Source organism: Mesorhizobium sp. P2_A12, assembly GCF_056405075.1.
Genome location: NZ_JBFUCU010000004.1, coordinates 289,342 through 308,571, shown reverse-complemented (window position 1 = coordinate 308,571; position 19,230 = coordinate 289,342). Strand labels below are relative to the sequence as shown.

The window sequence follows — 19,230 nt, the reverse complement described above, 5'->3', positions numbered from 1 at the left end:
GAAAAATCGCAGTGCGCTTGTTCCCGTCGGATGCACGAAGAGTGCGACAATGACATGTGCTGCTGCCGACGCGTGTCGCCCTCAGCCCAAGCCACCCGACTGGTGGCCCGCGATTGCGGCAAGAAAAACCTGGCCGAATTCCTTGAGCTTCGCCGCCCCGACGCCATTCACTTCGGCGAAGGCGTCGAGATCGGCCGGGCGGCGCTCGGCCATGTCGATCAGCGTGCGATCGGAAAACACCACATAGGCCGGCACCTGGCGCTCCTTGGCGAGGCGCAGCCGCAGGGTCTTCAGCGCGGCCAGCAGCGAAGCATCGACGCCTTCCATGTCCGCGGCCTGGGCGGAGCGCATCTTGCCGCGCAAGGCGCGGCTGCGCACTTCGACGCGGTAGTGGAACGGCATTTCGCCACGACCAAGCGCATGGCCCTTTTCGGCAATGGCGAGGCCGCCATGGCCGCCCGGATCCGGCATCAGGAAACCGCCCGCGACGAGCTGCCGGATCAGCGACAGCCAGAAATCCTTCTTGTGCGCCAGTCCGCTGCCGAAGCAGGCCAGCCTCTGGTGGTTCCTGGCCAGCACCTTCTCGGTCTCATGGCCGAGCAGGATATCGATGACATGGCCGGCACCGAAGCGTTCTCCGCTCTGCGCGACCGCCGCCAGGATGGTCCGCGCCTCCGCTCCACCATCGGCGCGCGGCGCCTGGTCGAGGCAGGTGTCGCAATTGCCGCAAGATGACGCTTCCTCGCCGAAATAGCCGAGCAGCACCTGGCGGCGGCATTGCGCCGTCTCGCAATAGCCGATCAGCGTGTCGAGCCGGCCATGCGAGCGCCTCTTGTGCTCGGGCGGCGCATCCTCGTCGTCGATGAACATCCGCCGCATGCGGATATCGCCAAGGCCGAACAGCATATGCGCCTCGGCAGGCCGCCCGTCGCGGCCGGCGCGGCCGATTTCCTGATAATAGGCCTCCAGGCTGCCCGGCAGATCGGTGTGGAAGACATAGGCGACGTCAGGCTTGTCGATGCCCATGCCGAAGGCAATGGTCGCCACCATGACGACGCCGGACAGGGTCATGAAGCTGTTCTGGTTGGCATCACGCGCGTCCTTGCTCATGCCGGCATGGTAGGCGAGCGCGGTGACGCCGTTCTTCTCGAGGAAGGCCGCCATTTCCTCCGTCTTCTTGCGCGACAGGCAATAGACGATGCCGCTCCGGCCGGGGTGGCGCTCGACGAAGGTCAGCAACTGGCGCTTGCTGTCCTGCTTGGCCGCGATGCCAAGCTTGATGTTCGGCCGGTCGAAGCCCAGCACCAGGGTTTCGACGCGCTCGGCGAACAGCATCGCCTCGATGTCGGTGCGCGTGCCCTCGTCCGCCGTCGCCGTCAGCGCGATAATCGGCACGTTGGGGAAGATGTCGCGCAGTCGCGACAAGTCTTCATACTCGCGCCGGAACGCCGGCCCCCATTGCGAGATGCAATGCGCCTCGTCGACAGCGATCAGGTTGACGTCGAGCCTGGCGAGCGCCTCGAGCATCCGCTCGGTCATCAGCCGCTCCGGCGCGAGATAGAGCAGGCGCGTCTGGCCCGCCACGACGCGACGCCAGGCGGCGACATTGGCCTCGCGGTCGATCGAGGAATTGATGGTGTCGGCGGCGACGCCGGCAAGGCGCAAGGCGGCGACCTGATCCTGCATCAGCGCCACCAGCGGCGAAACGACAATTGTCAGGCCGCCCAGAACCAGCGCCGGCACCTGGTAGCAAAGCGACTTGCCCGCACCCGTCGGCATGACGGCCAGAACATGGCGCCCGGCCAGCAGCGCGTCCATGACATCGGCCTGGCCGGGGCGAAAATCATCAAAGCCGAACACATCCTTCAGGACGCGCCGCTTGGGGTCCTCGGCCCGAATGCTCGCTGCCTGTGCCTGCATCAGTCGGACACCGGGCTGGAAACGATTTTTCGTGAATTGGAGAGGATGTGGAAACCGATCAAAACGACTCTCCGCGTGACGCTTTGGAGTAGCGCAGCCATCATCCAACCACAACGCCCCTTTGCAAGAACCCGATGATCCGTGCTGTCCCTTCCCCGCGACACCGGCACCGCCGCTGGATTCCTCCACGCGCTGCGATGTAAACTTGTCCCACAGGGCCAGGGAGGGCGCGATGCTGCAGACCAGACAGGATGCTCTCGGCGAGCGGTTTCAATTGCAGCGTACCGCCTTCGAGGCGCAGCCTTTCCCGGACATTGGCGTTCGCAAGGATCGCCTGAAGCGCCTGCTGGCACTGACCGAGCGGCATGAGGCCGATATCTGTGCGGCGATCGACGCCGACTTTGGCGGCCGCTCCGCGCACGAGACGCGCCTTGCGGAACTGTTTGTCGTGCGCGCTGGCATCCGCCACGCCATGTCCCATCTGAGGGGCTGGATGCGCGAGCGTCGCGTTGCCACCACCGTGCCGTTCCTGCCGGGCAGAAATCGCCTCGTCGCGCAGCCGCTCGGTGTCGTCGGGATCGTGTCGCCCTGGAACTACCCCTTCCAGCTCGCTGTCGCGCCGGTGACCGCGGCACTCGCCGCCGGCAATCGCGTGCTCGTCAAGCCGTCCGAACTGACGCCGGCTTTTTCCGCCTTGCTGGCGCAACTGGCCGGTGAGCATTTCGCGCCCGACGAACTCAGCGTCATCACCGGCGATGCCGAGATAGGAAAGGCCTTCGTGTCGATGCCGTTTGATCACTTGCTGTTCACCGGCTCGACCGCGGTCGGCCGCCAGGTCGCGATCGCCGCGGCCGCCAACCTGACCCCGGTCACGCTCGAACTCGGCGGCAAGTCGCCGGCAATCTTCGATCCATCCTGCGACCTCGATGCGGCAGCAGCCAGCATCGCCTATGGCAAGCTGTTGAATGCCGGGCAGACCTGCATCGCACCGGACTATCTGCTGGTGCCGAAGGGACAGGCAGGCACCGTCGCCGCCAAGCTCGCAACAGCAATAGCGCGACTCTACCCGACCTTGCGCGACAACCCCGACTATACCGCCATCATCAGTGACCGGCATTACCAGCGACTGCGCGGGATGATCGCCGAGGCACGCGATGCCGGCGCTGATGTCACCGAAATCAACCCGGCCCGCGAAGAGTTCGGCACCACCAGCCGAAAGTTGCTGCCGACCCTGGTTTGCAATGCCAGCCCGAACCTGCGGCTGATGCGCGAAGAGATTTTTGGTCCGGTGCTGCCGATCGTCGAATACGCCACCGTCGACGAGGCGATCGACCATGTGAATCGCGCGGACCGGCCACTGGCGCTCTACTGGTTCGGTCGCGACAGCGGCAATCGTCGACGCATCCTGCACGAGACGGTCGCCGGCGGCGTCACCATCAACGACTGCATGCTGCATCTGGTGCAGGAGAACCAGCCCTTCGGCGGCGTTGGCGCCAGCGGCATGGGCGCCTATCACGGCGAATGGGGATTCCGCACCTTCAGCAAGGAGAAGCCGGTTTTCCTGCAGTCGCGGCTAAGCGCGGGAGGCTTGCTGCGTCCGCCCTATGCCAAGACGTTCGAGCGGATTTTCAGCCTGCTCCGGCACATCACCTGACCGGACACAGCGGCCGGTCGTCGCAGCTACCCGGTGCGTTAAGACTATCTTCACCACGATGCGGCAGCTTCCATGTCCTGCGGTGATGTTTTGAGTACCGCGGCGCCACAAGCGCCCAGGCAACAGACCCGCGTCTCCTTTGGGGCGCGGGTCATTCGCCCGCGCTCGATCGCCTATTCTTGGCCAGGCAAGCCCTTGGCTAGGCAAGAAAATCGGCCCGGTGCGGCGTGAAACTGTCGACCAGCCGCCCCGCTTCCAGCGCCTTGACGCCGTGCACCAGGTTGGACGGCACGATGAAGCTGGCTCCGGTCTCGAGGATTTCCGTCCGCCCGTCGATGGTCACTTCGAAGCGGCCCTCGGCGACGTAGCTTGCCTGGACATGCGGGTGCGAATGCACGGCGCCGACGCCACCCTTGTCGAAGCCGAATTCGACCATCATCAGTTCATCGGTGTGCAGGAGGACGCGCCGCCTGTTGCCATCCGGCGTCGCCGTCCAGGCGCCCCCGCCGGCATGTGCGAAAATCTTCGGCTCAGCCATCATCACCTCCCTCATCGTGCCAGCCAGCCGCCATCCACCGGCACCACCGCGCCATGCATGTAGTTCGACGCCGGCGCCAAAAGGAAGACGGCGGCGTCGCCAATGTCTTCCGCTTCGCCCCAGCGCCCGGCCGGGATGCGCGCCAGGATGGCGGCACTGCGGTCTGGATCGGCACGCAGCGCCTGCGTGTTGTTTGTCTCGATATAGCCGGGCGCGATGGCGTTGACGTTGATGCCTTTTGCCGCCCATTCGCAGGCGAGCAGCCGGGTGATGCCGAGCACGCCGTGTTTCGAGGCGGTGTAGGACGCGACGCGGATGCCGCCCTGAAAACTCAGCACCGAAGCGATGTTGACGATCTTGCCTTGCCGTCCGCCAGCAAGCGCGCGTCTGGCGAAGGATTGGCAGAGCAGGAAGGCCGTCTTCAAATTGACGTCCATGACGTCGTCCCAGTCGGTTTCGCTCAAATCGACGGCATCGGCGCGCCGGATGATACCGGCATTGTTGACCAGCCCGTCGAGCGGGCCGCTTTCGTCCCAGATCCGGTCCAGCATCGGGCCGGCGGCTGCCGTGTCGGCAAGGTCGGCGCTTACCGCCTCGAATTGCCCACCGGCTGAGGCAACCTTGCTTGCCGTGTCGTCCATCGACGAGCGCCCGACGCCGATCACCGCGCCGCCGGCACGCGCGATCGAGACGGCTATGCCTTGACCGATGCCGGTGTTGGCGCCGGTGACGAGGATGCGTTTGCCGGCCAGGCTGAAGGCGGAAAGGTCGCTCACCGCAAGTCGTCCAATGCCACCGAGTCGACATCGGCATAGTCGACATTGTCGCCGGCCATCGCCCAGATGAAGGCGTAGTTCGAAGTGCCGGCGCCAGAGTGGATCGACCAGCCCGGCGACAGCACCGCCTCCTCGTTGCCCATGACGATATGACGCGTCTCGTCCGGCTCGCCCATGAAGTGGAAAACGCGCGCCGTCTCGGCCAGGTCGAAATAGAGATAGGCTTCCATGCGCCGGTCATGCACATGGCACGGCATTGTGTTCCACACCGACCCCGGCGCCAACTGCGTCATGCCGACCACCAACTGGCAGGTTTTTGCGCCCTCGGCATGGATGAACTGGAAGATCGAGCGCTCGTTGCAGCTATGCTTGCTGCCGAGGTCGAGACGCTTGGCGTCACCGATGCGGATCAGCCGGCTCGGCCAGGCCTGATGCGCCGGCGCGCTGAGCAGGTAGAATTTGGCCGGCGCGGCTTTATCCACCGAGGCGAACGACACATCCTTGCTGCCCATGCCGAGATAGAGCATGTCGCGCGACTGCAATTCATGAGGTTGGCCGCCGGCCTTGACGACACCGGCGCCACCGATGTTGACAGCGATCAGCTCGCGGCGGTCGAGAAAATCCTTGGTCCCGGTCGGCTTGATGGCCTCCAGTTGAAGCGGTGCGTCAGTCGGCACGGCGCCGCCGACGATCATGCGATCGTAGTGGGTGTAGGTCAGGGTGATACGGCCGGGCTGGAACAGATCGTCGATGTGAAAATTGTGCCGCAGTTCGTCGGTTCCCATCGCCGCGGCGGCGACCGGGTCGATGGCGAAGCGCGATGTATAGTCGGTATGGCACTGGTTCATTGCAGTCCTGACTTGAGATGGGTCATTCACCGGCAGCGCCCTTGACCGAACTGGCGTAGAAGACCTGCCTTGCGTGCAGCCGCTCGCGGTAGCGCTGCTGGCTGGCGCTGAGGTGCGCGCGCATCGCCTCGCGCGCGGCTTCGGCGTCGCCTGACGTGATCGCATTGAGGATCACCAGATGCTCGCGCTGCAGCCCACGCTGATATGTGTCGGATTGCACCAGCTCGGTCGACCAGGGCGAGGTTACGTCGCAGGGAATGGCGCGCCGGCCGAGCACGTCGAGCATCTCGACATAGAAGGGATTGTTGGTGGCACTGGCGATCGCCCGGTGGAAGGCAAGGTCGGCCGGGCCGGTCGGCTCGCTGGCAAGCAGCAGCCGTTCGAATTCGAAGAAGGCTTCCTGGATCGCCGCCTCCTGCGCGGCGTTGCGGCGGATGGCGGCGAGCCCGGCCGATTCGATCTCGATCGCGAGCCGCACCTCGAGCACGTTGAGCGCGATCGAATCCTTGCTGCCCATGTCCGCGGCCAGCGCGCCGAACATCGTCGAGATGTGCTCGGTGACGAAGACGCCGGCGCCCTGGCGTGGCTCGACCAGCCCGTCGGCGGCAAGCTTGGCCAGAGCCTCGCGGATGACGGTGCGGCTGACGCCGAAGGTCTCGGTCAACTGGCCTTCGGTCGGCAGTTTGTGGCCGGGCAGGATCTCGCCCGCCTGCAGCTGCTTGCGGATCGCCGCGACGACGGTCTCCGACAGCTTTGGTTTTCTCTCGACCCTGAGGTCGGTTTCGGTATCCGATGCCATGTCGCCCCCTATTTGAACACGCCGGCAACCAGAGCGAGATGGCCGGAATATAGGTCACAAGCCCGAGAACCACGAGGCTCGCGCCAGATCGAGCGCATCTCTGGCGCCCGGTTCAGAGCCGGTACGCCTTCTTGGCAAGCGTGTAGGCAAGGTCCCGCGCCAGCTCGTGCGCCTCGTCCTCGCGCAGCCGATGCTCGGCGACGAGACGCGCCAGGAACGCGCAGTCGACTCGCCGCGCCACATCGTGGCGCGCCGGTATGGATGGAAAGGCGCGGGTGTCGTCGTTGAAGCCGACGGTGTTGTAGAAACCGGCCGTTTCGGTGGTCATCTCGCGGAAACGGCGCATGCCCTCCGGGCTGTCGTGGAACCACCAAGCCGGTCCGAGCTTCAGCGCCGGATAGGTGCCGGCGAGCGGTGCCAGTTCGCGCGCATAGCTGGACTCGTCGAGCGTGAAGAGGATGATTGTGAGGTCCCGTTCTAGGCCGACGCAATCGAGCAGGGGCTTGAGCGCCGTCACATAGTCGGTTCGGGTCGGGATATCGAAACCCTTGTCGCGGCCGAACTTCTGGAAAATGGAGGGCGAATGGTTGCGCCATGAACCGGGATGGATCTGCAGGACAAGCCCGTCATCCCGGCTCATCTTGGCCATTTCGGTCAGCATCTGGGCGCGGAACAACCGCTTTTCGCGCTCGTCGTCCGAACCATGACGCACACGATTGAACAGTTCCTCCGCCGCCGCATGGGAGAGATTGGCGGTCTCGGCCGTCGGATGGCCGTGATCGGACGACGTCGCGCCAAAGCTTTTGAAGAAAGCACGCCGCTGGCGGTGGGCGTCGAGATAGCCGGCCCAGCTGCCGGTGTCGCAGCCCGTGATCTCGCCAAGCTTGTCGAGATTGGCCGAGAACCCCTCGAAGTCGGGATCGACGACGGCGTCCGGCCGATAGGCGGTGATGACCTTGCCCTCCCAGCCGCTGTCGCGGATCATCTGGTGCCATTTGAGATCGTCGAGCGCGCCTTCCGTTGTCGCGATGACCTCGATGTTGAAGCGCTCGAACAGTGCGCGCGGGCGGAAATTCTCCCATTGCAGCACCGTAGCGATGGTGTCGTAGTGACGGTCGGCGGTCGCCGCGTCGAGCGGTTCGTCGATGCCGAACAGATGCGCCAGCACATGGTCGAACCACAGCCGGGTGGGCGTGCCTCGGAAGAGGAAATAGTTCTCGGCAAAGCGTCGCCAGATCGCCCTGCCGTCGGTCTCCACCGGTGCGCCGTCCAAGGTCGCCACGCCGAGGTCCTCGAGGCGAACGCCCTGGCTGAACAGCATGCGGAAGATGTAATGGTCGGGCACGATGAGCAATTGCGCCGGATCCGGGAACGGCTCGTTCAGCGCATACCAGCGCGGATCGGTATGACCGTGCGGGCTGACGATGGGCAAATCCTTGATACCGGCATAGAGATCGCGGGCGATGGAGCGCGAATGCGCGTCGGTGGGAAACAGCAAATCCGCGTTGGTCAGTGCCACGACGATCCTCCCAGGGCCGCTATCGGTAGGGGCGACAAGAAATAATGTCAACATACAAAAACTAGATTGTTGTATGATGACTTTCCAACCATTGCATGGCAAGAAATCGGATGTTACGCCGCTTGCCAACCATCCCCGAGGCGAGTTCATGCCGTCCGACCAGACCAGCCGAGCCACAACGACAAAACGCCTTTCCAGCGAGGCGACGCAAATAGTGCCGGCTTCGGTCGCGACACCTTCCTATGATCGCAGCCGCGTCATCCCGGGCATCGTGCATCTGGGCGTCGGCGCCTTCCATCGCGCCCATCAGGCCGCCTATGTCGACGACTGCCTGGCGGCTGGCGAGACCGGCTGGGGCATCGTCGGCGTCTCGCTGCGCAGCGCCGACACACGCGATGCGCTCTCGCCGCAGGACGGGCTCTACACGCTGGCGATCAGGAGCAGTGGCGAGGAGAAACTTCGCGTCATCGGCTCCATCGCCTCGATGCTGGTGGCGCCGGAGGACCCGGGCGCGGTGCTGGCCGCGCTGACCGATCCGCGCACCCGCATCGTGACGTTGACGATCACCGAAAAGGCCTATCTCAGGGCCGCCGGCGGCGGGCTGGACACCGCTCATCCCGATATCGTCCACGATCTGGCAAATCCGCAAATGCCGAAGACAGCGCATGGATTCCTCGCCGAGGCGCTTGCGCGACGACGTGCCGCCGGCACGCCGCCCTTCACCGTGCTCTGCTGCGACAACCTGCCGGCCAATGGTGCGACGCTGCACCGGCTGCTGATCGCATTCGCCGAATTGCGCGATGCCAGGCCCGCAGCGAACGCCGATAGCGGCCTGGCCAGCCACATCGCCGACCAGGTCGCGTTTCCCTCCAGCATGGTCGACCGCATCGTGCCGGCAACCACCGATGCCGACCGGGCGCGGATTGCGGTTGAACTCGGCGTCGAGGACGCCTGGCCGGTCATGACCGAGCCGTTCTCCCAATGGGTGATCGAGGACAACTTTCCGGGGGGCCGTCCGGCCTGGGAAAAATTCGGCGTCACCATGGTCAGCGATGTCGGCCCCTTCGAGGACATGAAGCTCAGGCTACTCAACGGCGCGCATTCGGGCATCGCCTATCTCGGCCTGCTCAGCGGTCATGCCACCGTCGATCGTGCCTTCGCCGACCCGGCAATCCGGCAGTTCGTCGATGCATTGTGGGCCGAAGCCATTTCAACGCTGCCGGAGGATGCCGACCTGGATACCGCTGCCTATACTGCCGAGCTTACCGAGCGCTTTTCGAACACCGCTCTTGCCCACCGTACGGCGCAGATCGCCAATGACGGCAGCCAGAAGCTGCCGCAACGCATCGTCGCATCGGCCTTGGAGTGCTTGGAAGCCGGCACCGAATTGGTCCATCTCACGCTGGTGGTCGCCGCTTGGATCGCCGCCTGCGCAGCGCGGGGAAAGTCCTTGCCGGAGGGCCATTTCACCGATCCACTCGATGCGGCGCTGACGGCGCTTTTGAGCCAGCAGCTACCGGCGAATGAGACCGTCACGGCGGTGTTCGACCTTGCCGGCTTCGCCACCGACCACGCCGAGCGCCAGACACTGATCGAACTCGTGGCTGTCCATCTCGTTCACCTGCAACGGGATGGTCCGACACTGGCCTTCGCCGCGTTGGGCATAGGAAGTGAATAGTCGAGTCGGGACCCGACCGGCTTAGATCGCGGGGCGAAGGGCACGACGAGTGCCACCCACACGACCATCAAAGCGATACGTGAGAGATTGGCCAGCCAAGCCAGATCTACGCCCGATAACCCCGAAAATCCGATGTAGTGCCGTCGACCATCGGGATCGCGAGGCTGTTTCTCGCCCAGCTGTTTCTTCCGTCATCGGCCACCCCCCCCTGCCCAAGGCAGCCGGACTTGTCCGACAAAAAAAGCGAGGCAAGGCCCCGCTTTTTAATAGTCATCTGAAACAAACTTCAGGCCGGCAGGATGGCGCCTTCCAACGTCGTGAGCTGGCTAAGGAACTGTTCCGCCTTGCTGCGGGCCTCGTCGTCCTTGGCGTCGGCGGCGTCTTCCTTGGCCTCCTGGATGCGGCGCGCGAGATCGGCGCGGTCAACATCCTTCACCGCCACAGCCGATTCCGCCAGCAGCGTGCAGCCGGCCGGAACGATGTCGGCGAAGCCGCCGAACACCACATAGCGCTCTTCCCCGCCCGACGCGGTCTTAACAGTGACCACACCCGGCTTGATCGTGGTCATGACAGGGGCGTGATGCGCCATCACGGTCATCTCGCCTTCGGCGCCCGGAATGACGACGGATTCGACCTGCTCGGAAACAAGCAGGCGCTCCGGAGAAACCAGTTCGAACTTGAAAGCTTCGGCCATGATCAATCTAGCGAATAGGGAATAGTGAGTAGCGAGTAGAAAAACCCACCCGGCTCACATTGCCCCAATTCGCTACTCCCTATTCGCAATTCGCTTCTTATGCCGCTTCGGCCGCCAGGCGCTGTGCCTTCTCGACCGCTTCCTCGATGCCGCCGACCATATAGAAGGCAGCTTCCGGAAGGTGATCATAGTCGCCGTTGCAGAGGCCCTTGAAACCCTTGATGGTGTCGGCGAGGTCGACCAGCTTGCCCGGCGCGCCGGTGAACACTTCGGCGACGAAGAAGGGCTGCGACAGGAAGCGCTCGATCTTGCGGGCGCGGGCCACCGTCTGCTTGTCCTCTTCCGACAGCTCGTCCATGCCCAGGATGGCGATGATGTCCTGCAGCGACTTGTAGCGCTGAAGGATCGACTGCACCTGGCGCGCGACGGCATAGTGCTCGTCGCCGACGACCAGCGGGTCGAGCATGCGCGAGGTCGAATCGAGCGGATCGACGGCCGGGTAGATGCCCTTCTCGGCGATAGCGCGGTTGAGCGTCGTGGTCGCGTCGAGGTGGGCGAACGAGGTCGCCGGCGCCGGGTCGGTCAAGTCGTCGGCGGGCACGTAGATCGCCTGCACCGAGGTGATCGAGCCCTTGGTGGTGGTGGTGATGCGTTCCTGCAGCGCGCCCATGTCGGTGGCGAGCGTCGGCTGATAGCCCACGGCCGACGGGATACGGCCGAGCAGAGCCGACACTTCCGAACCCGCCTGCGTGAAGCGGAAGATGTTGTCGACGAAGAACAGCACGTCCTGGCCCTGGTCGCGGAAATATTCCGCAACCGTCAGGCCGGTCAGGCCGACGCGGGCACGCGCGCCCGGCGGCTCGTTCATCTGGCCATAGACGAGCGCTGCCTTGGAGCCTTCGCCGCCGCCCTTCTTGTTGACGCCGGACTCGATGAACTCGTGATAGAGATCGTTGCCTTCGCGGGTGCGCTCGCCGACGCCGGCGAACACCGAGTAGCCGCCATGGGCCTTGGCGATGTTGTTGATCAGTTCCTGGATCAGCACGGTCTTGCCGACGCCGGCGCCGCCGAACAGGCCGATCTTGCCGCCCTTGGCGTAGGGAGCCAGGAGGTCGAGCACCTTGATGCCGGTGATCAGGATTTGTGCTTCCGTCGACTGCTCGACATAGGTCGGAGCCGGCTGGTGGATGGAGCGCATTTCGATCCCGTCGACCGGGCCTTCTTCGTCGACCGGCTCGCCGATGACGTTGATGATGCGGCCGAGCATGCCCGGGCCGACTGGCACGGTGATCGGCGCGCCGGTGTCGCGCACTTCCTGGCCGCGCACCAGACCTTCGGTCGAGTCCATGGCGATGCAGCGCACGGTGTTTTCACCCAGATGCTGGGCAACTTCGAGCACCAGGCGGTTGCCGACATTGGTCGTCTCGAGCGCGTTCAGGATCGCCGGCAGGTGATCGCCGAACTGCACGTCGACAACGGCGCCGATGACCTGGCGGACCTTGCCGACAACGCCGGTTGCCTTGGTGGCCACTGCCGATGTCTTGGTCGCCGCGGCCTTGGCCGGTGCTGATGCCGTCTTGGCCGGAGCTGCCTTCGCGGCTGCCGCCGGAGCCTTTGTCGCCTTCGCCGGGGCTGCGGTCTTCGCGGCTGCGGCCTTGGGGGCTGCCGTCTTGGGTGTTACCTTCTGGGGGGTCGCTGCTTTCGCCATCGTCTTTACCCTTTTTCGTCCTTTGTTTCTCACGCGGTCCGCTCGCGGGTCGATGACCCGCAACCGCGCCTAGAGCGCCTCGGCGCCCGAAATGATTTCGATCAGTTCCTTGGTGATCTGCGCCTGCCGCTGGCGGTTGTAGGTGATCGACAGCTTGTTGATCATCTCGCCGGCGTTGCGCGTCGCGTTGTCCATGGCGCTCATCTTGGCGCCCATTTCGCCGGCCGCGTTTTCGAGCAGAGCCCGGAAAACCTGTACGGAGATGTTGCGCGGAATGAGATCGGAGAGGATTTCACCCGGCTCCGGTTCGTATTCATAGACGGCGCTGCCGCCATCCACCGCCTCGGTCGGAGCCGAAGCGATACCGGCTGGAATGATCTGCTGCGCGGTCGGGATCTGGCTGATCACCGACTTGAACTGCGAATAGAACAGCGTGCAGATGTCGAAAGCGCCCTCGTTGAAGAGGTGGATGACCTTCTTGGCGATCGCGTCGGCATTGACGAAACCCAGCGTCTTGACCTCGCGCAGATCGACACGGTCGAGGATCATCGACGCATAGTCGCGGCGCAGGATATCGAAACCCTTCTTGCCGACGCAGATGATCTTGACCTGCTTGCCGTCGGCCAAAAGCTTGCGGATATGGTCGCGGGCAAGGCGGGCGATCTGCGAATTGAAGCCGCCGCACAGGCCGCGCTCGGCGGTGCAGACGACGAGCAGATGCACGTCGTCCTTGCCGGTACCGGTCATCAGCGCCGGGGCATCGCCGCCGCCGCCGATTGCCTGGGTGATGTTGGCCAGCACGGAACCCATACGCTCCGAATAGGGGCGCGCCGCTTCCGCAGCCTCTTGCGCACGGCGCAGCTTCGCCGCGGCGACCATCTGCATCGCCTTGGTGATCTTCTGCGTCGCCTTGACCGAGGCGATACGGTTACGAAGGTCTTTTAATGAAGGCATGCTTCAAACCTGATCCCGTCTTGTCTCATCCCGACTGGCGCTTCGCTCAGGCGAAGGTCTTGGCGAAAGCGTCGATCTCGGCCTTCAGCTTGGCGCGCAGATCGTCCGACAGCGCCTTTTCCTTGCGGATGGCCTCGAGCACGTCCTTGCCCGCCGCACGCATGTGGCTGAGCAGACCATGCTCGAACTTGCCGACCTGGTTGACCGGCAGCTTGTCGAGATAGCCGTTGACGCCGGCAAAGATCACCGCGACCTGCTCTTCCGTCTTCAGCGGCGAGAACTGCGGCTGCTTCAGGAGTTCGGTCAGGCGCGATCCGCGGTTGAGCAGGCGCTGCGTGGCGGCGTCGAGATCCGAGCCGAACTGCGCGAAGGCCGCCATTTCGCGGTACTGCGCGAGCTCGCCCTTGATCGAGCCGGCGACCTGCTTCATCGCCTTGATCTGGGCGGCCGAGCCGACGCGCGACACCGACAGGCCGACGTTGACGGCCGGACGGATGCCCTGGAAGAACAGGTTGGTTTCAAGGAAGATCTGGCCGTCGGTGATCGAGATCACGTTGGTCGGGATATAGGCCGACACGTCGTTGGCCTGCGTCTCGATGATCGGCAGGGCGGTCAGCGATCCACCGCCCAGATCGTCGTTGAGCTTGGCCGCGCGCTCGAGCAGGCGCGAGTGCAGGTAAAAGACGTCGCCCGGATAGGCTTCGCGGCCCGGCGGGCGGCGCAGCAACAGCGACATCTGGCGGTAGGCGACGGCCTGCTTCGACAGATCGTCATAGCTGATCAGCGCATGCATGCCGTTGTCGCGGAAATATTCGCCCATGGTGCAGCCGGCGAACGGCGCCAGGAACTGCATCGGCGCCGGGTCGGACGCGGTGGCGGCGATGATGATCGAATATTCGAGCGCGCCGCGCTCTTCCAGCACCTTGACGAACTGCGCCACGGTCGAGCGCTTCTGGCCGACGGCGACGTAGACGCAGTAGAGCTTTTCCTTCTCGGGGCCGTTGTCATGCACCGACTTCTGGTTGAGCATCGTGTCGAGGATGATGGCGGTCTTGCCGGTCTGGCGGTCGCCGATGACCAGCTCGCGCTGGCCGCGGCCGACCGGGATCAGCGCATCGATGGCCTTGAGGCCGGTCGACATCGGCTCGTTCACCGACTTGCGCGGGATGATGCCGGGCGCCTTGACGTCGACGCGCTTGCGCTCGACTGCCTTGATCGGGCCCTTGCCGTCGATCGGATTGCCGAGCGCGTCGACGACGCGGCCGAGCAGGCCAGGGCCGACCGGAACGTCGACGATGGCGCCGGTACGCTTGACGATGTCGCCTTCCTTGATGTCGCGGTCGGCGCCGAAGATGACGACGCCGACATTGTCGGCTTCGAGGTTGAGCGCCATGCCGCGGATGCCGCCGGGGAATTCGACCATTTCGCCGGCCTGGACATTGTCGAGGCCGTAGACGCGGGCGATACCGTCACCGACGGACAGCACCTGTCCGACTTCGGAGACCTCGGCCTCCTTGCCGAAATTCTTGATCTGGTCTTTCAGAATTGCGGAAATTTCCGCGGCGCGGATGTCCATCAGCCGACCTCTTTCAGTGCAAGCTTGAGCGAATTGAGTTTGGTTTTGAGCGACGTATCGATCTGGCGCGAGCCCATCTTGACCACCAGCCCGCCGAGCAGCGACGGATCGACGGTGACGGAGATGGCCACGTCCTTGCCGGCAACGCTCTTCAGCGCCGCCTTGAGTTCTGTCTGCTGGGCTGCGGTCAGCTCATGCGCCGACGTCACTTCAGCAGCGGTCTCGCCACGGTGTTCGGCGGCGATCTGGCGGAACGCCCTGATCATGGCGGGGATGGCGAACAGCCGGCGATTCGCAGCGACGACGCGCAGGAAATTGCCGGTGAGGCCGGTGATCCCGGCCTTGTCGGCTATCGCCGCGATGGCCTTGGCCTGGTCCTCGCTGGAAAACACCGGGCTGTTGATCAGCCGGGTCAGGTCGGCGCTGCCCGCGAGCATCGCCTCGAAGCTGTTGAGGTCTGCTTCGACCTTGGCGACCGAATTTGCCTGCAGGGCGAGTTCGAACAGCGAACCCGCGTAGCGTTCTGCGACACCTGAGATTGGCGATGACGATTGGGCCACGGACCGTCTTTTCTCTTGTCTGACAGGCCGCAGATTGTTGGCGCGAGCAAAAACTCTGGCTAAATCTTTGACCTTACTGCATTTTTTCAAGCACGGAGGCGCGGCTTCCGCTATCCCCGGCCGAAAGTCGATTGCCGTCTAGCACAGGCATTTTAAGACCGCAATGCGTCGTTCCGCATGGTTTTCAGGCACTATTGTCGCATCCGGCAAAAGAGTCCCGCCTTCCGCCCCGGAAACCCCAGTGATTCAAGGCAGAAAGCCGAAGGCGAAGGCGAGCGGCAACGCCGCCAATGCCAATTCCACCACAATGGACACCCAATTGAAAGGCGTATTGGCGCCGTCCGACATCATCGACAGCAGCCGGCCGAAGGCAGTGAACAGCCAGGAGAAGCCAAGCGTCATGTAGATCAGCGGCTGCGCCAGCAGGATGCAGCACAGGCCGACGCCAAGATAGAAGCCCGACATCCTGCCGCGCCCCTCGGCGATCGCCGCCGCCTTCTCGGGTTTGGCCTGCAAGCGCAGGATACGGAAGGCCAGGTTAGGCGCCAGGAAAAACAAAAGGCCGAGCAGCGTGGTGACGACCGCGCTCGACCACGCCAGCCATTCGCCCTGGCTCATCGGCCATGGAAACGCAAAATCCATCTTGCTTCCCCCTCACGCAATTCTGGATGCATTGAATGTCGCCGATGGAGGAAGTCAAGCGCCCCGCCGGAAAGCCGGGATTCGGCAAGGCCGTACTGAAATGCCAGCGCCGGATATGAGCTCCCTGCGTGGAGCCAGCGGCTTCGCGGCCGATTCGGTTGGCAGGGAAACAAATCCTTGGACAAGAGATACGCGGACAATTTCTTCGATAGTATAGACCACTGTCTTGCCGCAACGTAGCGCAAGTATTATGCTTCGAATGTTCCTTTCGTCGACTTCTTGTTTATTTTAGCAACTTCACATGTTGCACGATCACTTGTGAAATCTGCGCTGACGGGAGTGCGGCAGGCAGGATCTCGAAATTCGGAGACGATCATGCCGGATCTTTGTCGGACATTGCATCTGGCCAGCATCTGGATCGCTGCGGCAGCCCTTGCCGGGATCACGCAAAGCGCACGCGCGGACTGTATCGCCGAACGGCCGACGGTCATGGCTCCCGCCGATCCCTTGGTCTGCCAGCAGCTCGAGGCCACGATCAAGAAGCCTTCGGCGCTGTCCCTGGGCGACTACGAGAACAAGCTCAACCAGTATCTCGGCAGTTACTGCTATCGCGACGAAGCTGCCGGATGGGTGCATGACAAAGTCGTGCGCCAGGCCGGCCCCCGCATCGCCACCCTGATCAACGGCGCCTGGCAGGGCAAGGATTTCGGTACCCATGCGCCTGTGATGATCTGGTATTCGCCTGACATGATGGACTGGCTCCGCACGAATCGCTCCGCCGACGGCGAGGTCGATCATCCGCCGCCGGTTCCCGACGGTGCCATCATGGTCAAGGAGATGTTCTCGGAGCCAGCGTCGGATTGCCGGACGGTCGATCCTCTCAGGCTTTTTCCAACCAGCGGCGCCGCGATCATGATCCGCGATGCCAGCGCTTCTTACGATGGCTGGTTCTGGGGCTGGTACGGCTTTGGCAGCCAGAGCGGCTGGACTCCGGATTGGCCAGCCCTACTGGCTGACAACAACAGCATGCCCAACATGGGCTTCGCCCAGTACTGCATGAACTGTCATGCCTCGGCGACCGACAATCTGACCTTCGCATCTCCCAAGAACATCGCGGGTGAGCCAGGCAAGCCGCTCAACTATCTCGCACAGGATTTCTTCGAGGGAGCGCCGGCAACGACCTTGCACGAGACCGTCGTTTTGCCGGTCAATGCCAACCCGCGCCTTGGCCAGCCGCTCTACAGTCCGAACGCCGACGTGATCGCCGCGCTGCAGGCCTATGTCCGCGAGATGCCTACCTATGAGACCGTCTCGCGGATGCCTTCCGAAACCTATGACAACACCTGGGTCGGGGCCAAAGGTCCCGATGCGTCCGATACGTTCCTGACCTCGAGCCAGTGCCTCGGCTGTCATGATGCCGGCAGCACCGGGTTGCAGTTCGACATGACCAAGCCAAACCCGCATGGCGATGGCCTGATCAATCTGTCTCCGCTGGCGACCTGGCGAACCTCGCCGATGGGACTGGGAGGCCGCGACCCGATATTCTTCGCGCAGCTGGCCAGTGAAACGCAAAGCTTTCACCCCAAAATGGCTGGCGTGGTGCAGGACGTCTGCCTTGGCTGCCACGGCATCGCCGGGGAACGGCAGTTTCACATCGACGAGAAGGCGCGTTCGGGCAAATGCGAATTGTTCACGCGCGACATGGTCGATGCGACGCCCTGGCCGGCCGACAATCCGAGTGCCGCGCACGCCAATTACGGCATGCTCGCCCGCGATGGCATCACCTGCACATCCTGTCACCGCATGGTGCTCAACAGCAAGGCCAGCGGACCGCTCGGCGATCAGCCGCAGAACGCCTGCGTCGACGAGCGGCAGGCGCTGCTCAATCCGCACGCGACCGGCTTTGCCAAGACCTTCACCGGCAGCTTCATGGTCGGTTCGCCCGATACGCTCATCGGCCCCTTCGAGAAACCGGAAGTCGGGCCGATGCATACCGCACTCGGCATCAAACCGGTCCACGACGCCACGATCATGAGCTCCGAGGTCTGCGGAACGTGCCACACGGTTCATTTGCCGGTTCTGCAAGGCACCAACACCTTGGCGCATATCTACGAGCAGACGACCTATCCGGAATGGGCGTTCAGCGCCTATCGAACCGGCAGCACCCCTGACGGCCCGCTTCCGCTGGGCGCCGGCGCTACGCCGCGCAGCTGTCAGGGTTGTCACATGCCATCGACGGAACAGGACGGATCGCCGACGATGAGCAAGATCGCCAGCATCCAGGAAAATCTGAATTTCCCGCAGACCGAGTCCAGCAACGCACCGGATCTTTCGGTTCGCGAGGGATTTGCCCGCCACACGCTCGTCGGTCTCAACGTCTTCCTGGTCAAGATGGCGCAGCAGTTCCCCGATGTCTTCGGCATCAGGACGCGCGATCCGATGATGGGCAAGAAGGCTCTCGATCCCCTCGTCCTCACCGAGCAGGCGATGCTGGACCAGGCCTCGCAGGCAACAGCCACTGTCGCCGTCAGCGACCTTGCCATGAGCGCCGACGCGCTTGATGCCAAGGTGACGGTGAAGAACCTGGCCGGTCACAAGTTTCCCTCCGGAGTGGGTTTCCGTCGTGCGTTTCTCACCTTCAGCGTGCTCGACCAGAACGGCGAGCAGCTCTGGGTCTCCGGTCGCACCAACGCCGCCGGTGTGATTGTCGGCGCCGACGGCAAGCCGCTTGATGGCGAGCTTTGGTGGAAGGATGATTGTTCCGGCCGCGTCGATCCTGGCGAACGGCCGCATCAGCCGCATTACCAGAAGATCACACGACAGGATCAGGTTCAGATCTATCAGGAACTGGTCTCCACGCCTCCCGCCGACACGCCCAATCCAGTCTGCAATGCGCAGTCGAAGCCGGAAGGCGAACTGACGACCAGCTTCCTGTCGATCTGCACGGAGGTGAAGGACAACCGGATACTACCGGCGGGTTTCCTGCCGGTCGAAAGCCGGCTCGAAATCGCCAAGGCATTGGGCGCGGACGAGGAGCTCGCCGTCGATGTCGGCGGGACCGCCGTCGAGGACGATCCCGACTACATTTCGGGCGGCAGCGACACGCTGAGCTACTCGATACCGCTTGCCGATTTGCCGAAGGGTGCACGCCCTGCCAGCATCGAGGCGGACCTCTACTACCAGGCGACACCTCCGTCCTATCTGCAGGATCGCTTCTGCACCGCCAAGGGCCCCGACACCGATCGCCTGTATTTCCTGGCTGGGCATCTCAATCTCGCCGGCACGCAGGCAGACGGATGGAAGCTGAAAGTGGTCGGCAGCGGAACTATCGCCGTCCGGCCCTGATCTCTATTTTGAGGCAATT

At 63.8% G+C, this 19,230-nt stretch carries 15 protein-coding genes; 3 read left to right on the top strand and 12 right to left on the bottom strand.

The window, feature by feature from the left end:
- Window positions 1-81: 81 nt before the first annotated feature.
- Entirely contained in the window at window positions 82-1,920 is a 1,839-nt protein-coding gene (recQ, locus tag AC1DZU_RS11755; protein WP_477284746.1) for a DNA helicase RecQ, read from the bottom strand.
- Window positions 1,921-2,152: 232 nt separating this feature from the next.
- Between recQ and AC1DZU_RS11750 the strand changes: the two genes are divergently transcribed.
- A complete protein-coding gene (locus AC1DZU_RS11750; RefSeq protein ID WP_477284744.1) occupies window positions 2,153-3,574 on the top strand; it encodes a coniferyl aldehyde dehydrogenase in 1,422 nt (473 codons plus the stop codon).
- A 199-nt stretch (window positions 3,575-3,773) separates the two neighbouring features.
- Here the strand turns inward: AC1DZU_RS11750 and AC1DZU_RS11745 are convergent, their stop codons facing one another.
- The 5 genes from AC1DZU_RS11745 to uxaC all read right to left on the bottom strand — a co-directional run bounded on the left by AC1DZU_RS11745 (window position 3,774) and on the right by uxaC (window position 8,108).
- Window positions 3,774-4,112, bottom strand: coding sequence for a cupin domain-containing protein (locus tag AC1DZU_RS11745; RefSeq protein WP_477284742.1), 339 nt, complete (start codon window positions 4,110-4,112; stop codon window positions 3,774-3,776).
- Between the two features lie 11 nt (window positions 4,113-4,123).
- Entirely contained in the window at window positions 4,124-4,888 is a 765-nt protein-coding gene (gene kduD / locus AC1DZU_RS11740; protein WP_477284740.1) for a 2-dehydro-3-deoxy-D-gluconate 5-dehydrogenase KduD, read from the bottom strand.
- Window positions 4,885-5,736 (bottom strand): 5-dehydro-4-deoxy-D-glucuronate isomerase, encoded by an 852-nt coding sequence (kduI, locus tag AC1DZU_RS11735; RefSeq protein ID WP_477284738.1) that lies wholly within the window; start codon window positions 5,734-5,736, stop codon window positions 4,885-4,887. Before kduI ends, kduD begins: the two co-directional genes overlap by 4 nt.
- 22 nt (window positions 5,737-5,758) lie before the next feature.
- The gene (locus tag AC1DZU_RS11730; RefSeq protein ID WP_477284737.1) at window positions 5,759-6,535 is read right to left on the bottom strand and encodes a FadR/GntR family transcriptional regulator; all 777 of its coding nucleotides are present in this window, start codon (window positions 6,533-6,535) and stop codon (window positions 5,759-5,761) included.
- A gap of 112 nt (window positions 6,536-6,647) precedes the next feature.
- Complete coding sequence (uxaC, locus tag AC1DZU_RS11725; protein ID WP_477284735.1) at window positions 6,648-8,108, bottom strand: glucuronate isomerase; 1,461 nt, start codon at window positions 8,106-8,108, stop codon at window positions 6,648-6,650.
- A gap of 94 nt (window positions 8,109-8,202) precedes the next feature.
- Here uxaC and AC1DZU_RS11720 point away from each other — a divergent pair, with 94 nt between their 5' ends.
- On the top strand, window positions 8,203-9,732 hold the full coding sequence (locus tag AC1DZU_RS11720; RefSeq protein ID WP_477285435.1) for a mannitol dehydrogenase family protein: 1,530 nt from the start codon (window positions 8,203-8,205) through the stop codon (window positions 9,730-9,732).
- A 286-nt stretch (window positions 9,733-10,018) separates the two neighbouring features.
- Here AC1DZU_RS11720 and AC1DZU_RS11715 read toward each other — a convergent pair whose 3' ends face one another.
- The 6 genes from AC1DZU_RS11715 to AC1DZU_RS11690 all read right to left on the bottom strand — a co-directional run bounded on the left by AC1DZU_RS11715 (window position 10,019) and on the right by AC1DZU_RS11690 (window position 15,866).
- On the bottom strand, window positions 10,019-10,426 hold the full coding sequence (locus tag AC1DZU_RS11715; RefSeq protein ID WP_184872439.1) for a F0F1 ATP synthase subunit epsilon: 408 nt from the start codon (window positions 10,424-10,426) through the stop codon (window positions 10,019-10,021).
- A gap of 97 nt (window positions 10,427-10,523) precedes the next feature.
- The gene (gene atpD / locus AC1DZU_RS11710) at window positions 10,524-12,134 is read right to left on the bottom strand and encodes a F0F1 ATP synthase subunit beta (RefSeq protein ID WP_477284732.1); all 1,611 of its coding nucleotides are present in this window, start codon (window positions 12,132-12,134) and stop codon (window positions 10,524-10,526) included.
- A 69-nt stretch (window positions 12,135-12,203) separates the two neighbouring features.
- Complete coding sequence (locus AC1DZU_RS11705) at window positions 12,204-13,088, bottom strand: F0F1 ATP synthase subunit gamma (protein WP_477284730.1); 885 nt, start codon at window positions 13,086-13,088, stop codon at window positions 12,204-12,206.
- A gap of 46 nt (window positions 13,089-13,134) precedes the next feature.
- Window positions 13,135-14,664, bottom strand: a complete 1,530-nt coding sequence (atpA, locus tag AC1DZU_RS11700; RefSeq protein WP_111548395.1) for a F0F1 ATP synthase subunit alpha — start codon at window positions 14,662-14,664, stop codon at window positions 13,135-13,137.
- Window positions 14,664-15,224, bottom strand: a complete 561-nt coding sequence (locus AC1DZU_RS11695) for a F0F1 ATP synthase subunit delta (RefSeq protein WP_477284728.1) — start codon at window positions 15,222-15,224, stop codon at window positions 14,664-14,666. Before AC1DZU_RS11695 ends, atpA begins: the two co-directional genes overlap by 1 nt.
- A 246-nt stretch (window positions 15,225-15,470) precedes the next feature.
- Window positions 15,471-15,866 (bottom strand): AGROH133_08824 family phage infection protein, encoded by a 396-nt coding sequence (locus AC1DZU_RS11690; RefSeq protein ID WP_477284726.1) that lies wholly within the window; start codon window positions 15,864-15,866, stop codon window positions 15,471-15,473.
- Window positions 15,867-16,241: 375 nt separating this feature from the next.
- Here AC1DZU_RS11690 and AC1DZU_RS11685 point away from each other — a divergent pair, with 375 nt between their 5' ends.
- Complete coding sequence (locus AC1DZU_RS11685; RefSeq protein WP_477284724.1) at window positions 16,242-19,211, top strand: hypothetical protein; 2,970 nt, start codon at window positions 16,242-16,244, stop codon at window positions 19,209-19,211.
- The last annotated feature ends 19 nt before the right edge of the window (window positions 19,212-19,230 follow it).

Excerpts from the sequence above, each read along its gene's own strand:
- recQ (WP_477284746.1), bottom strand. The coding sequence starts at position 1,920 with ATGCAGGCACAGGCAGCGAGCATTCGGGCCGAGGACCCCAAGCGGCGC.
- AC1DZU_RS11750 (WP_477284744.1), top strand. The coding sequence starts at position 2,153 with ATGCTGCAGACCAGACAGGATGCTCTCGGCGAGCGGTTTCAATTGCAG.
- AC1DZU_RS11745 (WP_477284742.1), bottom strand. The coding sequence starts at position 4,112 with ATGGCTGAGCCGAAGATTTTCGCACATGCCGGCGGGGGCGCCTGGACG.
- kduI (WP_477284738.1), bottom strand. The coding sequence starts at position 5,736 with ATGAACCAGTGCCATACCGACTATACATCGCGCTTCGCCATCGACCCG.
- AC1DZU_RS11730 (WP_477284737.1), bottom strand. The coding sequence starts at position 6,535 with ATGGCATCGGATACCGAAACCGACCTCAGGGTCGAGAGAAAACCAAAG.
- uxaC (WP_477284735.1), bottom strand. The coding sequence starts at position 8,108 with ATGTTGACATTATTTCTTGTCGCCCCTACCGATAGCGGCCCTGGGAGG.
- AC1DZU_RS11720 (WP_477285435.1), top strand. The coding sequence starts at position 8,203 with ATGCCGTCCGACCAGACCAGCCGAGCCACAACGACAAAACGCCTTTCC.
- AC1DZU_RS11715 (WP_184872439.1), bottom strand. The coding sequence starts at position 10,426 with ATGGCCGAAGCTTTCAAGTTCGAACTGGTTTCTCCGGAGCGCCTGCTT.
- atpD (WP_477284732.1), bottom strand. The coding sequence starts at position 12,134 with ATGGCGAAAGCAGCGACCCCCCAGAAGGTAACACCCAAGACGGCAGCC.
- AC1DZU_RS11705 (WP_477284730.1), bottom strand. The coding sequence starts at position 13,088 with ATGCCTTCATTAAAAGACCTTCGTAACCGTATCGCCTCGGTCAAGGCG.
- atpA (WP_111548395.1), bottom strand. The coding sequence starts at position 14,664 with ATGGACATCCGCGCCGCGGAAATTTCCGCAATTCTGAAAGACCAGATC.
- AC1DZU_RS11690 (WP_477284726.1), bottom strand. The coding sequence starts at position 15,866 with ATGGATTTTGCGTTTCCATGGCCGATGAGCCAGGGCGAATGGCTGGCG.
- AC1DZU_RS11685 (WP_477284724.1), top strand. The coding sequence starts at position 16,242 with ATGCCGGATCTTTGTCGGACATTGCATCTGGCCAGCATCTGGATCGCT.